The sequence below is a fragment of the Mesorhizobium sp. M7A.F.Ca.US.011.01.1.1 genome (genome assembly GCF_003998295.1).
In the GTDB taxonomy this organism is placed as follows: domain Bacteria; phylum Pseudomonadota; class Alphaproteobacteria; order Rhizobiales; family Rhizobiaceae; genus Mesorhizobium.
In genome coordinates this window covers 79,804-94,243 of record NZ_RZRT01000015.1, presented here as the reverse complement: position 1 = coordinate 94,243, position 14,440 = coordinate 79,804, and the positions used below count along the sequence as shown (strand labels likewise).

General features: G+C 63.6%; 11 protein-coding genes. 2 read left to right on the top strand and 9 right to left on the bottom strand.

Features of this window, described 5'->3' with window-relative positions; translation table 11 throughout:
• Positions 1 to 50 precede the first annotated feature (50 nt).
• The 6 genes from EOA13_RS16850 to EOA13_RS16825 all read right to left on the bottom strand — a co-directional run bounded on the left by EOA13_RS16850 (position 51) and on the right by EOA13_RS16825 (position 6,740).
• Entirely contained in the window at positions 51 to 935 is an 885-nt protein-coding gene (locus tag EOA13_RS16850) for a F0F1 ATP synthase subunit gamma (RefSeq protein ID WP_023811757.1), read from the bottom strand.
• Positions 936 to 981: 46 nt separating this feature from the next.
• Entirely contained in the window at positions 982 to 2,511 is a 1,530-nt protein-coding gene (gene atpA, locus EOA13_RS16845) for a F0F1 ATP synthase subunit alpha (RefSeq protein ID WP_127294215.1), read from the bottom strand.
• Positions 2,511 to 3,071, bottom strand: a complete 561-nt coding sequence (locus tag EOA13_RS16840) for a F0F1 ATP synthase subunit delta (RefSeq protein WP_023762496.1) — start codon at positions 3,069 to 3,071, stop codon at positions 2,511 to 2,513. The genes atpA and EOA13_RS16840 overlap by 1 nt, the downstream gene beginning before the upstream one ends.
• Positions 3,072 to 3,317: 246 nt before the next feature.
• Positions 3,318 to 3,713, bottom strand: a complete 396-nt coding sequence (locus EOA13_RS16835; protein WP_127294213.1) for a DUF4345 family protein — start codon at positions 3,711 to 3,713, stop codon at positions 3,318 to 3,320.
• 94 nt (positions 3,714 to 3,807) lie between these two features.
• Entirely contained in the window at positions 3,808 to 4,503 is a 696-nt protein-coding gene (locus EOA13_RS16830; protein ID WP_127294211.1) for an aspartate/glutamate racemase family protein, read from the bottom strand.
• 53 nt (positions 4,504 to 4,556) lie between these two features.
• On the bottom strand, positions 4,557 to 6,740 hold the full coding sequence (locus EOA13_RS16825) for a primosomal protein N' (RefSeq protein WP_127294209.1): 2,184 nt from the start codon (positions 6,738 to 6,740) through the stop codon (positions 4,557 to 4,559).
• 90 nt (positions 6,741 to 6,830) lie between these two features.
• Here EOA13_RS16825 and fsa point away from each other — a divergent pair, with 90 nt between their 5' ends.
• On the top strand, positions 6,831 to 7,487 hold the full coding sequence (gene fsa / locus EOA13_RS16820) for a fructose-6-phosphate aldolase (protein WP_127294207.1): 657 nt from the start codon (positions 6,831 to 6,833) through the stop codon (positions 7,485 to 7,487).
• Positions 7,488 to 7,573: 86 nt separating this feature from the next.
• On the opposite strand, the gene EOA13_RS16815 is transcribed toward fsa, so the two are convergent.
• The 3 genes from EOA13_RS16815 to leuS form a co-directional block, all read right to left on the bottom strand.
• On the bottom strand, positions 7,574 to 10,117 hold the full coding sequence (locus tag EOA13_RS16815) for a DNA translocase FtsK (protein WP_127294205.1): 2,544 nt from the start codon (positions 10,115 to 10,117) through the stop codon (positions 7,574 to 7,576).
• 310 nt (positions 10,118 to 10,427) lie between these two features.
• Complete coding sequence (gene lptE / locus EOA13_RS16810) at positions 10,428 to 11,006, bottom strand: LPS assembly lipoprotein LptE (RefSeq protein WP_023811749.1); 579 nt, start codon at positions 11,004 to 11,006, stop codon at positions 10,428 to 10,430.
• Positions 10,993 to 13,617, bottom strand: coding sequence for a leucine--tRNA ligase (leuS, locus tag EOA13_RS16805; RefSeq protein WP_127294203.1), 2,625 nt, complete (start codon positions 13,615 to 13,617; stop codon positions 10,993 to 10,995). The genes lptE and leuS overlap by 14 nt, the downstream gene beginning before the upstream one ends.
• Positions 13,618 to 13,772: 155 nt before the next feature.
• Between leuS and EOA13_RS16800 the strand changes: the two genes are divergently transcribed.
• The gene (locus tag EOA13_RS16800) at positions 13,773 to 14,435 is read left to right on the top strand and encodes a YggS family pyridoxal phosphate-dependent enzyme (RefSeq protein WP_127294201.1); all 663 of its coding nucleotides are present in this window, start codon (positions 13,773 to 13,775) and stop codon (positions 14,433 to 14,435) included.
• The last annotated feature ends 5 nt before the right edge of the window (positions 14,436 to 14,440 follow it).

Here is a 14,440-nt window from a genome sequence, read left to right as displayed (position 1 = left end):
CTTTGTTTCTCACGCGGTCCGATCGCGGGTCGATGACCCGCGAACCGCGCCTAGAGCGCCTCGGCGCCCGAAATGATTTCGATCAGTTCCTTGGTGATCTGCGCCTGCCGCTGGCGGTTATAGGTGATCGACAGCTTGTTGATCATGTCGCCGGCGTTGCGCGTCGCATTGTCCATGGCGCTCATCTTGGCGCCCATTTCGCCGGCCACATTTTCGAGCAGCGCCCGGAAAACCTGCACGGAGATGTTGCGCGGAATGAGGTCGGAGAGGATTTCGCCCGGCTCCGGTTCATATTCGTAGACGGCGTTGCCGCCATCCGTCGCCTCGGCAGGAGCCGAAGCAACGCCGGCCGGGATGATCTGCTGCGCGGTCGGGATCTGGCTGATCACCGACTTGAACTGCGAATAGAACAGCGTGCAGATGTCGAAGCCGCCTTCGTTGAAGAGGTGGATGACCTTCTTGGCGATCGCATCGGCATTGACGAAGCCGAGTGTCTTGACCTCGCGCAGGTCGACTCGGTCGATGATCATCGACGCATAGTCGCGGCGCAGGATGTCGAAACCCTTCTTGCCGACGCAGATGATCTTGACCTGCTTGCCGTCCGCCAAAAGCTTGCGGATATGGTCGCGGGCAAGGCGGGCGATCTGCGAATTGAAGCCGCCGCACAGGCCGCGCTCGGCGGTGCAGACGACGAGCAGATGCACGTCGTCCTTGCCGGTGCCGGTCATCAGCGCCGGGGCATCGCCGCCGCCGCCGATGGCCTGGGTGATGTTGGCCAGAACGGAACCCATGCGCTCCGAATAGGGGCGCGCCGCTTCCGCAGCCTCTTGCGCACGGCGCAGCTTCGCCGCGGCGACCATCTGCATCGCCTTGGTGATCTTCTGCGTCGCCTTAACCGAGGCGATACGGTTACGAAGGTCTTTTAATGAAGGCATGCTTCAAACCTGATCCCGTCTTGTCTCATCCCGACTGGCAATTCGCTCAGGCAAAGGTCTTGGCGAAAGTGTCGATCTCGGCCTTCAGCTTGGCGCGCAGATCATCCGACAGCGCCTTTTCCTTGCGGATGGCGTCGAGAACGTCCTTGCCCGCCGCACGCATGTGGCTGAGCAGGCCATGCTCGAACTTTCCGACCTGGTTGACCGGCAGCTTGTCGAGATAGCCGTTGACGCCGGCGAAGATCACCGCGACCTGCTCTTCCGTCTTCAGCGGCGAGAACTGCGGCTGCTTCAGGAGTTCGGTCAGGCGCGATCCGCGGTTGAGCAGGCGCTGCGTGGCGGCGTCGAGATCGGAGCCGAACTGCGCGAAGGCCGCCATTTCGCGGTACTGCGCGAGTTCGCCCTTGATCGAGCCGGCAACCTGCTTCATCGCCTTGATCTGCGCGGCCGAGCCGACGCGGCTGACCGACAGGCCGACGTTCACCGCAGGACGGATGCCCTGGAAGAACAGGTTGGTTTCGAGGAATATCTGGCCGTCGGTGATCGAGATCACGTTGGTCGGGATGTAGGCCGACACGTCGTTGGCCTGCGTCTCGATGATCGGCAGGGCGGTCAGCGACCCACCGCCCAGATCGTCGTTGAGCTTGGCGGCGCGCTCGAGCAGGCGCGAATGCAGGTAGAAGACGTCACCCGGATAGGCTTCGCGGCCCGGCGGGCGGCGCAGCAGCAGCGACATCTGGCGATAGGCGACGGCCTGCTTCGACAGATCGTCATAGCTGATCAGCGCGTGCATGCCATTGTCGCGGAAGTATTCGCCCATGGTGGCGCCGGCGAACGGCGCCAGGAACTGCATCGGCGCCGGATCGGAAGCGGTGGCGGCGACGATGATCGAGTATTCGAGCGCGCCGCGCTCTTCCAGCACCTTGACGAACTGCGCGACGGTCGAGCGCTTCTGGCCGACGGCGACGTAAACGCAGTAGAGCTTTTCCTTCTCGGGGCCGTTGTCGTGCACCGATTTCTGGTTGAGCATCGTGTCGAGGATGATGGCGGTCTTGCCGGTCTGGCGATCGCCGATGACCAGCTCGCGCTGGCCGCGTCCGACCGGGATCAGCGCATCGATGGCCTTGAGGCCGGTCGACATCGGCTCGTTCACCGACTTGCGCGGGATGATGCCGGGCGCCTTGACGTCGACGCGCTTGCGCTCGACCGCCTTGATCGGACCCTTGCCATCGATCGGATTGCCGAGCGCGTCGACGACGCGGCCGAGCAGGCCGGGGCCGACGGGGACGTCGACGATGGCGCCGGTGCGCTTGACGATGTCGCCTTCCTTGATGTCGCGGTCGGCGCCGAAGATGACGACGCCGACATTGTCGGCTTCGAGGTTGAGCGCCATGCCGCGGATGCCGCCGGGGAATTCGACCATTTCGCCGGCCTGGACATTGTCGAGGCCGTAGACACGGGCGATACCGTCACCGACGGACAGCACCTGTCCGACTTCGGAGACCTCGGCCTCCTTGCCGAAATTCTTGATCTGGTCTTTCAGAATTGCGGAAATTTCCGCGGCGCGGATGTCCATCAGCCGACCTCTTTCAGTGCAAGCTTGAGCGAATTGAGTTTGGTTTTGAGCGACGTATCGATCTGGCGCGAGCCCATCTTGACCACCAGCCCGCCGAGCAGCGACGGATCGACGGTGACGGAGATGGCCACGTCCTTGCCGGCAACGCTCTTCAGCGCCGCCTTGAGTTCGGTCTGCTGGGCAGCCGTCAGCTCATGCGCCGACGTCACTTCAGCAGCGGTCTCGCCACGATGTTCGGCGGATATCTGGCGGAATGCCCTGATCATGCCGGGAATGGCGAACAGGCGGCGGTTGCGGGCGACGACGCGCAGGAAATTGCCCGTGAGGCCGGCAATCCCGGCCTTGTCGGCGATCGCCGCGATGGCCTTGGCCTGGTCCTCGCTGGAGAACACCGGGCTGTTGATCAGCCGGGTGAGATCAGCGCTGCCCGCGAGCATCGCTTCGAAACTGTTGAGGTCGGCTTCGACCTTGGCCACGGAATTTGCCTGCAGGGCGAGTTCGAACAGCGAACCCGCATAGCGTTCTGCGACACCTGAGATTGGCGATGACGATTGAGCCACGGACCGTCTTTTCTCTTGTCTGACAGGCCGTAGATTGTTGGCGCGAGCAAAAACTCTGGCTAAATCTTTGACCTTACTGCATTTTTTCGTGCACGGAGGCGCGGCTTCCGCTATCCCCGGCCGAAAGTCGATTGCCGTCTAGCACAGGCATTTTAAGACCGCAATGCGTCGTTCCGCATGGTTTTCAGGCACTATTGTCGCATCCGGCGAAAGTCACCCGTCTTCCATCGCGGAATACCCAACGATTCAAGGCAGAAAGCCGAAGGCAAAGGCGAGCGGCAATGCCGCCAGCACCAATTCCACCACAATGGAAACCCAATTGAAAGGCGTGTTGGCGCCATCCGACATCATCGACAGCAGCCGGCCAAAGGCGGTGAACAGCCAGGAGAAGCCGAGCGCCATGTAGATCAGCGGCTGCGCCAAGAGGATGCAGCACAGGCCGACGCCGAGATAGAAGCCCGACATCCTGCCGCGTCCCTCGGCGATCGCCGCAGCCTTCTCGGGCTTGACCTGCAGGCGCAGGGCACGGAAGGCGAGATTGGGTGCCAGAAAAAACAAAAGCCCGAGCAGCACGGTGACGACGGCGCTTGACCACGCCAGCCATTCGCCCTGGCTCGTCGGCCACGGAAGCGCAAAATCCATCTCGTCCCCTCGAAATGCCTGTTTTGAAATTCCGGGCATTCTAGCGAAGGAAAGAAAGGACGCCAGATGGAGTCCGGCAATTTGCGGAAGCCTGTCAGCCCAGCGTGAATTCGACCGCCGCCTCGGCATGGATGCGCGTTGTATCGAAGACCGGAACGTCGAAGTCCTGCTGGCCGATGAGCATGGTGATCTCGGTGCAGCCCATGATGACGCTGTCGGCCGCCTCTTCGCGGCGCAGGCGCTCGGTCTCGGCTATATAAGCCGCCTTTGAAGTCTCCTTGACGATGCCTTGGCACAGTTCCTCATAGATGACACGATGGACCATGTCGCGCCCGGCCGCATCCGGCACCACAGGGCTCAATCCAAATCTGTCGGCGAGCCGGCCCTTGTAGAAGTCCTGCTCCATGGTGAAGCGCGTCGCCAGCAGCGCCGGCCGCTGCATGCCGGCGCGCTTGACCGCCACCGCCGTGGCGTCGGCGATGTGGATCAGCGGGATCGACACCGACGCCTGCACCTCATCGGCCAGCCTGTGCATGGTGTTGGTGCACAAAAGCAGACCTTCCGCGCCGCCGGCCTCGAGTTTGCGCGCTGCTTCGACGAGAAGCACGCCGGCGCCGTCCCAGTCGCCGTGATGCTGCCGCTCGGCGATCTCGGCGAAGTCGAACGACCAGAGCAGCAATCTGGCCGAATGCAGCCCGCCCAGCCGCGAGCGCACGATCTCGTTGAGCAGGCGGTAGTAGATCGCGGTCGATTCCCAGCTCATGCCGCCCAGAAGGCCGAGGGTTTTCATATGAGTTTCCACATCTCGCTGGCTTGCGGCAACCTATCGCTGAAAGCGCGACCTTACAAAAAGCTCTGCGGATCAATATCGACCTGCACCCTGACCGAACCGCGCTGTTTTGGCCCGTTGGCCAGCATGGCCCTGATAAAACCTTGCATGTCGGCGCGCCGCTCGCCCTGGATCAGCAGGCGGAAGCGATGGCGGCCGCCTAGCAGGGACAGCGGCGCCTCCGCCGGGCCGAGCACGAACAAATCCGTCGCCTCGGGCGCGGCGCGGCGCAGGCCGCGCGCATGGCCCTCGGCTTCCGCCCGCGTCACCGCACTGACGATGACGCCGGCGAGCCGGCCGAAAGGCGGCAGTGCGGCCCGTTCGCGCTCGGCGATCTCACGTTCGTAAAACGCCTCGGCGTCGCCCGAGACGATCGCCCGCATCACCGGGTGGTCGGGCTGAAAAGTCTGCAGCAGGCCAAGGCTCTTCTTGCCGGTGCGGCCGGCGCGGCCGGTGACCTGGCTGAGCAGCTGGAATGTGCGCTCGGCGGCGCGCGGATCGCCATTGGCAAGGCCGAGATCGGCATCGACGACGCCGACCAGTGTCATGTTGGGAAAGTTGTGGCCCTTGGCGACGAGCTGCGTGCCGATGACGATGTCGGCCTCGCCATCGGCGATCGCCTCCAGCTCCAGCCGCAGCCGCCGCACGCCGCCCATCAGGTCGGACGACAAAACGATGGTGCGCGCGTCGGGAAAATGCGCAACGACCTCTTCGGCGATCCGCTCGACACCTGGCCCGCAGGCGACCAGATGATCGAGCGTGCCGCATTCCGGGCAGGCTTCGGGGCGGCGCTCATTGTGCCCGCAATGATGGCAGACCAACTGGCCGCGAAAACGATGCTCGACCAGCCAGGCCGAGCAGACCGGGCAGCCGAAGCGGTGGCCGCAGACCCGGCACAGCGTCAGCGGCGCATAGCCGCGCCGGTTGAGGAACAGCAGCGACTGCTCCTGCCTCTCCAGCGTCTGGCGCATCTGGTCGAGCAGCACCGGCGACAGGAAACCGCCACGCGCCGGCGGCGCGCGCCGCATGTCGACCGCCTTCAGATGCGGAAGCGCCGCCTCGGCGAAGCGAGCGGAAAGCACCGCTCTGTTGTATTTACCTTGGCTGGCATTGACCCGGCTTTCGACCGACGGCGTCGCCGACGCCAGCACGACGGGGAAGCTGCCGATATGGCCGCGCACCACGGCCATATCACGCGCATTGTAGAAGACGCGGTCCTCCTGCTTGTAGGCAGGGTCGTGCTCCTCGTCGACGACGATCAGGCCGAGCTCCTTGAACGGCAGGAACAGCGCCGAACGCGCACCGGCGACGACCCGCACGCCGCCTTCCGCCACTTGCCGCCAAACCCGCTCGCGCATCCGCGGCGGCAGGTCGGAATGCCATTCACCCGGCTTGGCGCCGAAGCGCTGCTGGAAGCGCTCGAGAAAGGCATGCGTCAGCGCGATTTCCGGCAGCAGGATCAGCACCTGCCTGCCTTGGTCGAGCGCAGCCGCCACCGCCTCGAAATAGACCTCGGTCTTGCCTGATCCGGTGACGCCGTCGAGCAGCGCGACGTTGAACACGCCGGCTGCGACATTGGCGCGCAGCATCTGCGCCGCGGCGCTCTGGTCCGGCATCAGTTCCGGAATGGCGTAGCCGGGATCGGGCGCGGCCACCACCGGGCGCGGCGGGATCATCACGGTCTCGAACACGCCTTGCGCCCTCAGGCCGTCGATCACCGTCGACGACACGCCGGCGGCGTGAGCGAGGCCGGAGCGCGTCCAGGCAAGGCCGCCTTCGGCCGTCTCCAGCACGCGCTGCCTGGCGCCCGTCATCCGGTCGGGTGCGAGAAGCGTGCGCTGCAGCCCCTCGATCCACGGTTCGGGGTCGAAAGCCTCCGGCGCCCTGAGCAGCATGCGCGCCACCATGCCCGGCGGCGACAGCGTGTACTGCGCCACCCAGTCGACGAAACGGCGCATGGCGCGGTCGATCGGCGGGCAGTCGAAGACCTGTTCGATGGGGCGCAGCTTTTTCGCGTCGACCTTCTCGACCGCGCCATCCCAGACGATGCCGGCGACCTGGCGCGGCCCGAGCGGCACGCGCACGATCGAGCCCGGCACCACGCGCATGCCGGCGGGCACGGCATAGGTGTAGGGGCGTTCGGCGGGCATCGGCACCAGCACCGGCGCGGCTGTGACAAAGGGCGAATCTTCGATCATGAGGCGTGACCTTGCCCTGACTTTGGTCTAGATCAAAGGCCGACCCCGAATGTGCATGACATGCACATGAAAATCTTCAGGAGACCCGCCATGAAATTTTTTGTCGACACCGCCGACGTCAAGGATATCCGTGAGCTGAACGATCTGGGGCTGCTCGACGGCGTCACCACCAATCCGTCGCTGATCCTCAAATCCGGCGGCAAGATCGCCGACGTCACCAGAGAGATTTGCGACATCGTCAAGGGTCCGGTCTCGGCTGAAGTCACCGCCACCGAATATTCCGAGATGATGCAGCAGGCCAAGGTTCTGGCCAAGATCGCCGACAATGTCTGCATCAAGGTGCCGCTGACGCTGGACGGTCTCAAGGCCTGCAAGACGATCCGCACCGAGATGAACCGCCTGGTCAACGTCACGCTGTGCTTTTCGGCCAACCAGGCGCTGCTGGCGGCCAAGGCCGGTGCCTCGTTCATCTCGCCCTTCGTCGGCCGCGTCGACGACATCGGCATCGACGGCATGGAGCTGATCCAGGAGATCAGGCAGATCTACGACAATTACGATTTCCAGACCGAGATCCTCGTCGCTTCGGTGCGCACCGTGAACCACGTCAAGCAGGCGGCGCTCATCGGCGCCGATGTCGTGACCGCGCCGCCGGCGACCCTGAAGGCACTGGTCAAGCACCCGCTGACCGACAAGGGCCTGGAACAGTTCCTTGCCGACTGGGCAAAAACCGGCCAGAAGATCGGCTGAGAATGGCGATCGGCTGAAGCCAATTCGCTTGTGATGAAAAGGCCGGGCAACCGGCCTTTTCATGTGCGCTTCAAGCGGGCTGCCGATCAGTCCGCGCCATCGTCCTCGGGCGCGCCGGCCGGCTGGCGCCGGCCCATGATGATTTCGCGCTTGCCGACATGGTTGGGTGTGCCGACCAAGCCTTCCTTTTCCATACGCTCGACCAGGGACGCAGCGCGGTTGTAGCCGATGCCGAGGCGCCGCTGGATGTAGGACGTCGAGCATTTCTTGTCGCGCACCACCACCTTGACCGCCTCGTCGTAGATCGCGTCGCTGTCTTCGGCTGCAACGGATCCCTTGTCGAAGACCGTGCCCTGATCGTCTTCGATTTCTTCCTCGTCCTCATCGGCCGTCACGGTTTCCAGATATTCAGGGCGCCCTTGCGCCTTGAGATGCGCGACGACATGCTCGACCTCCGCGTCGGAAACAAACGGCCCGTGCACGCGCGAGATGCGCCCGCCGCCCATCATGTGCAGCATGTCGCCCTGGCCAAGCAATTGTTCGGCGCCTTGCTCGCCCAGGATTGTGCGGCTGTCGATCTTCGATGTCACCTGGAAGGAAATCCGGGTTGGAAAGTTGGCCTTGATCGTGCCCGTGATGACATCGACCGAAGGGCGCTGCGTTGCCATGATCAGGTGAATGCCGGCGGCGCGCGCCATCTGCGCCAGACGCTGGATCGCGCCTTCGATCTCCTTGCCGGCGACCATCATCAGGTCGGCCATCTCGTCGACGATGACGACGATGTAGGGCATCGGCGCAAGGTCGATTTCCTGCTGTTCGAAAAGCGGTTCGCTGGTGCCCTTTTCGAAGCCGGTCTGCACGGTCATGACGACGGTTTCGCCCTTGTCGCGGGCAGCGGCGGCACGCTCGTTGTAGCCGTCGATGTTGCGCACACCGAGCCGCGCCATCTTGCGATACCGGTCCTCCATTTCGCGCACCGCCCATTTGAGCGCCGTCACGGCTTTCTTGGGATCCGTGACGACGGGCGTCAGAAGATGCGGGATGCCGTCATAGACAGAGAGTTCGAGCATCTTGGGATCGACCATGATCAGCCGGCATTCTTCCGGCTTCAGCCGATAGAGCAACGACAGGATCATGGTGTTGATGGCGACCGACTTGCCGGAGCCGGTGGTTCCGGCCACCAGCAAATGCGGCATCTTCGCCAGCTCGGCGATGACCGGCTCGCCGCCGATCGTCTTGCCGAGACAAAGCGCCAGCTTGCAGCTGGTCTTGCGAAAGCCTTCCGATTCGATCAGCTCCCGGAAATAGACGGTTTCGCGCGTTTCGTTCGGGAGCTCGATGCCGATGACGTTGCGGCCGGGCACGACGGCGACGCGCGCCGAAATCGCCGACATGGAGCGGGCGATATCGTCGGCAAGCCCAATGACGCGAGAAGATTTGACGCCCGGCGCCGGCTCGAACTCATAGAGCGTGACGACCGGGCCTGGGCGAACATGGATGATCTCGCCGCGCACGCCGAAGTCTTCGAGCACGCTTTCCAGCAGATCCGCGTTCTGCTCGAGCCGCTCCTGCGACATGTAGAAGCCTTGTCCCTCCGGCGGCTGCTGCAACAGCTCTTCGGAGGGAAGCTCATAGGGATCTCCCGCGGTTGACAGCACGACCTTTCCAGCCCTAGGCAAGCGCGCGGAGCGGGCGGCAACGGCCCGTGCAGAGACGTTCACACTTGGCGCGGCCGACGCGGAAACAGCGTCGCTTTTGGCGGCTGGAATTGCGACAGGCTGGACCGGCGACGGCGCATTGCTCGCCGGCACGTCAGGTTGGGCGACGGCCTGGTTCGAATTGGCCGGCCAAACATCCGGCAACGGCTTCAAGGCCTGGCCCGGTAGGCAGTCGATGACACGAAACAATGCGGTGGCATCGGTCCCTGGGCGGATGTCGATCGGCATAGCGGTGCCTTGCGCCACGGCGACCGGTGCAGGCGACGCTGGACCGGTCTGCCGGGCCGGCGACGAAACGTCGACCAGATAGGGTGCCATGGCCTCGAAGAAGGCATGATCCGAAAGATATGGCCAGCGCAGCCTTTCGGAAGTGGTCGTTTTGGCCGAGGCGTGGCCGGCCAACGGCTGGGAAGCAGGGCTTTTCACCGAAGCCGGCAATGCCAGTAGCGAAGGCGCGGAGGACGCCCCGTTGATCATGGATTGAGCAACGGCTTGCTCTGCTGGGCGCGTCGCGGCGTGTTCGACAACACGCTCGTGCTGCGGACGATGCTTCCTGGCCTCATAATCCGGCGTGCGTGTAAAACGCACGTTGGGTGCAAGGAAGAAATATTCCTGCCAGGCAGGGCTCTCGATATCGCCGATTTTCGAAGGCGTATCGTCCGAGCAACCCCGCGGTTCCATATAGGGCCGCTTGTTGCCGCCGAGATCGACCACCGGCGCGGAATAGCCAGCCTGGCGTGTGGTGGGCTGCCGGCCGTCCGGCTCCTTGCGAGCCGGACGATCGAGGTCGCCTGCCGCGGAAGAACTTCGCTGACCACCCCTGTCGCCGATGCTCTCCAAGCGCTTCCCCTCGGGGCCATCAGGCAATGCAGCCGTCGATAAATTGACCCGGGAAAAACGCTTGGCTTCCATTCTCAAGACTCACTTTGAAATGTCTGCCGAGCAATAGGGAGCGAGTGGTTAACAGTTGCTTCCCGGATGGATCGCCGACCATCCCTGGGCACCCAAAATCTTCGTGGTGGTCTGCGAGCGACACGGCACGATCGTCGTCTCCCCGCATCCACGCTGGTGGCGCGATCTACTCGCCGTGCCGCAGCAGCTCGATGGGTATCTTCGGACAATCCCTGTTCGGAATCTGGCTCTGTTCGGGAATCTGGTCACGATCCCGCGATCACCCCATCATGCCTGGAGCCAGACCGTTTCCGTGAAGCGATGAGGTGCGCTAGCCGGTCTTGCCGTGCCGGACAAGGTCCTGGGCAATGGACAGCTGCAGCGCTTCCGCCAACTCTCGCGCAGCGCGATTCTCGGCGTCGATCTGCGCCCGGTATGCGGCGAATTCCTGACGCGGCCTGTCGAAGGACGAGGTGATCGAACGTTTGCCGGATGCGATCACCACGCCGGTCTTCGCATCAGCCAGCGTATAGCTGCCGGTCAGCGTCACGGAACCGGCGGTCGGTTCGTCTTCATCCGTTCCGACCTGCACGAGTGCCGCGGACTCGACCGCTTCGGTCACGCCGAGATTGAGCGAATATGCCGGCGAGGCCGGCTCGCCGGCGCCTCGTCCAAACCCGAAAATCAGATTGTTGCGCACCTGTTGGCCGTAACGCGTATTGACCGGCTTGATGCCGATCAACGCCAGTTCGGCACTGGCACTGGCCTGCGAACCCGACAGCGGCGCGCTCGAATAGAGCGGCCGCACCGTGCAGGCCGAGACAAGCGCGAGCGAACCTATCAAGCCGGCAAGCGCTATGCGGCGCAGCAAATGGCTCAACTCTGTCTTTTCCCGATCAGGCAACGACATTGACGATCCTCTGCGGCACGATGATCACCTTGCGCGGAGCCTTCCCTTCGAGTGCTTTCTGCACGAAGTCGAGAGCCAATACCGCTTTTTCGACCGCACCTTGGTCCGCGTCGCGGGCAATTGTCAAATCCCCCCGCTTCTTGCCGTTGACCTGTACCGGATAGGTGACTTCGTTGTCGACGACCAGCGCCGGATCGAAGACCGGCCAAGGCCGTTCGGCAACGAGATCGGTGCCGCCAAGCGTTGCCCAGCACTCCTCGGCCAGATGCGGCATGACCGGCGCGATCAGATGCACGAGAATCTCCACCGCCTGCCGGCAGGCGCCTTTCAGCGCTGCATCGGCCTTGCCTTCGGCCACCTCGTTGAGCGGCGTGGTCAGCGCGTTGGCCAGTTCGTAGATGCGGGCGATGGCGCGGTTGAAGGCGAGCTTCTCGATATCCTCTCCGACCGCCTTCAGGATCTTGTGCGCGGCCTTGGAAACCACCGCGGCCTCACCGCTGCTGGCCGCTAAGGGCTTGATGCCGGCCAGTGTTTCGGCCGCCGTCGACACCAGGCGCCAGATGCGCTGGATGAAGCGATGCGCACCGGCAGCGCCATCGTCGGTCCACTCGACATCGCGCTCGGGAGGAGAATCCGACAGCATGAACCAGCGCGCCGTATCGGCGCCGTAGCCATCGGTGATGTCTTCCGGGCTCACCGTGTTCTTCTTCGATTTCGACATCTTTTCCAGCGGACCGATGGTGACGGCCTCGCCGGTGGCGATGTCGATGGCGCTGCGCTTGCCGTCGACATCCTCCAGCCGAACTTCGGTGGGCGCCAGCCAGCGGCCATTCGATGCCGAGCCGACGCGATAGGTTTCGTGCACCACCATGCCTTGCGTGAACAGGCCCTTGAACGGCTCGGCCAGATCGACATGACCGGCCTCGCGCATGGCGCGGGTGAAGAAGCGCGAATAGAGCAGATGCAGGATCGCGTGCTCGATCCCGCCGATATACTGGTCGACCGGCAGCCATTCGTTGGCCGCTTTGGGATCGGTCGGTTCATGCGCCCACGGCGCGGTGAAGCGGGCGAAGTACCAAGACGAATCGACGAACGTGTCCATCGTGTCGGTTTCGCGCCGCGCATCCCTGCCGCATTGCGGACATTTCACATGGCGCCATGTCGGATGGCGGTCGAGCGGATTTCCCGGGCGGTCGAAATCGACATCGTCGGGCAGCTTCACCGGCAGGTCCGCCTTCGGCACCGGCACCACGCCGCAAGCCTCGCAATGGATCATCGGGATCGGACAGCCCCAGTAGCGCTGGCGCGAAATGCCCCAGTCGCGCAGGCGGAAATTCACCTTGCTCTCGGCCATCGGCCGGTTGCCGATCGTCTTCTGCTCCAGCAGTTTGGCGACTTCGTCGAAAGCCTGATCCGGCTTCATGCCGTCGAGAAAGCGCGAATTGATCATCACGCCGTCATCGACATAGGCTTCATCGATGATCTGGAACGTCGCCGGATTCTCGCCTTCCGGCATCACCACCGGAATCACCGGCAGGCCGTATTTGTTGGCGAAGTCGAGGTCGCGCTGGTCGCCGGACGGACAGCCGAAAATGGCGCCGGTGCCGTATTCCATCAGCACGAAATTGGCGACATAGACAGGCAGCGTCCAGTTGTCGTCAAACGGATGGACGACGCGAATGCCGGTGTCGAAACCCTTCTTCTCAGCTGTCTCCAGCGCCGCCACCGAGGTGCCCATATGGCCGATATCCTCGATGAACTTCGCCAGCGCCGGATTGTGCGCAGCGGCGTTCCTGGCCAACGGATGATCGGCGGCGACAGCCATGAAGGAAGCGCCGAAGATGGTGTCGGGCCTTGTCGTATAGACTTCCAGCTCATGCTCGCCATCAGAGGCGTCGGCCAGAGGCCAGCGGATCAGCAGGCCTTCCGAGCGGCCGATCCAGTTCTGCTGCATCAGCTTCACTTTTTCCGGCCATTCGTCGAGGCCGTCGAGCGAATCCAGCAGATCCTGGGCGAAGTCGGTGATCTTGAAGAACCACTGCGTCAGTTCGCGCTGTTCGACCAGCGCGCCCGAGCGCCAGCCGCGTCCATCGATGACCTGCTCGTTGGCGAGCACGGTCATGTCCTCCGGATCCCAGTTGACCTTGGAGGATTTGCGCGTCACCAGCCCCTTCTCGACGAAATCGAGGAACAGCATCTGCTGGCGGTGGTAATAGTCGACGTCACAGGTGGCGAATTCGCGCGCCCAATCCAGCGACAGCCCCATGACCTTGAGCTGCTCGCGCATGGTGGCGATGTTCTGGTAGGTCCATTCCTTGGGATGGACCTTGTTTTGCATCGCCGCGTTTTCGGCCGGCATGCCGAAGGCGTCCCAGCCCATCGGGTGCAGCACGTTGAAGCCCTTGGCCCGCTTGTAGCGCGCCACCACGTCACCCATCGTGTAATTGCGGGTATGACCGATATGGATGCGCCCCGACGGATAGGGGAACATTTCCAGCACGTAGTATTTCGGGCGCGGATCGTCATTGTGCGCTTCGAACAGCTTCTTGACGTCCCAGGCCTTCTGCCATTTGGGCTCTGACGCGCGCGGATTGTATCGTTCGGTTGCCATGGGACGTTTTTCACTTAAAAGCATGCGCGAACCGTGGGCGACGGCTCGGCAGTTCAGGGAATGTGGTCCGGGTGTTCACCATGGTTTGGCAAACCCGTCAACCATATGGGTATCGCGTCTGACAAAAACGCCGGTCAAAACAGCAGGATTTGCATATGGGTGACGCCGTTCAGCAATTTTTCGCGGTCAAGGCGAAGATCGCCGCCGCCGAGCGCGAGGCCGGCCGCGAAGCCGGCGCCGTGACCCTGGTCGCGGTCTCAAAGACCTTCGACGCTGCCGACATCGGCCCGGTCATCGAGGCCGGCCAGCGCGTCTTCGGCGAGAACCGCGTGCAGGAGGCGCAAGGCAAATGGCCTGATCTGAAGGACGCATTTCCGGGTATCGAACTGCATCTGATCGGCCCGCTGCAATCCAACAAGGCTCGGGAAGCGGTGACGCTGTTCGACGTCATCGAAACGGTCGATCGCGAGAAGATCGCCGCCGAACTGGCCAAGGAGATCGCCAGGCAGGGCCGTGCACCGAAGCTCTACGTCCAGGTCAACACCGGCTCCGAGCCGCAGAAAGCTGGCATCGAGCCCCGGGAGGCGGTGGCCTTCGTCGCCCGCTGCCGCGACGTGCATGGCCTCGCCATCGAGGGCTTGATGTGCATCCCGCCGGCCGACGAGAACCCCGGCCCGCACTTCGCGCTGTTGGAAAAGCTCGGCAAGGAAGCCGACGTCGCCAAACTCTCGATGGGCATGTCCGGCGACTACGAGACGGCGATCGCCTTCGGCGCCACCAGCGTGCGGGTGGGCTCGGCGATCTTCGGCAGCCGATAGCGGAC

What these genes read in the sequence shown, in the direction of transcription:
- lptE (WP_023811749.1), bottom strand. Translation starts at nt 11,006, where the DNA reads ATGTCGTTGCCTGATCGGGAAAAGACAGAGTTGAGCCATTTGCTGCGC.
- fsa (WP_127294207.1), top strand. Translation starts at nt 6,831, where the DNA reads ATGAAATTTTTTGTCGACACCGCCGACGTCAAGGATATCCGTGAGCTG.
- atpA (WP_127294215.1), bottom strand. Translation starts at nt 2,511, where the DNA reads ATGGACATCCGCGCCGCGGAAATTTCCGCAATTCTGAAAGACCAGATC.
- EOA13_RS16830 (WP_127294211.1), bottom strand. Translation starts at nt 4,503, where the DNA reads ATGAAAACCCTCGGCCTTCTGGGCGGCATGAGCTGGGAATCGACCGCG.
- leuS (WP_127294203.1), bottom strand. Translation starts at nt 13,617, where the DNA reads ATGGCAACCGAACGATACAATCCGCGCGCGTCAGAGCCCAAATGGCAG.
- EOA13_RS16815 (WP_127294205.1), bottom strand. Translation starts at nt 10,117, where the DNA reads ATGGAAGCCAAGCGTTTTTCCCGGGTCAATTTATCGACGGCTGCATTG.
- EOA13_RS16800 (WP_127294201.1), top strand. Translation starts at nt 13,773, where the DNA reads ATGGGTGACGCCGTTCAGCAATTTTTCGCGGTCAAGGCGAAGATCGCC.
- EOA13_RS16825 (WP_127294209.1), bottom strand. Translation starts at nt 6,740, where the DNA reads ATGATCGAAGATTCGCCCTTTGTCACAGCCGCGCCGGTGCTGGTGCCG.
- EOA13_RS16850 (WP_023811757.1), bottom strand. Translation starts at nt 935, where the DNA reads ATGCCTTCATTAAAAGACCTTCGTAACCGTATCGCCTCGGTTAAGGCG.
- EOA13_RS16835 (WP_127294213.1), bottom strand. Translation starts at nt 3,713, where the DNA reads ATGGATTTTGCGCTTCCGTGGCCGACGAGCCAGGGCGAATGGCTGGCG.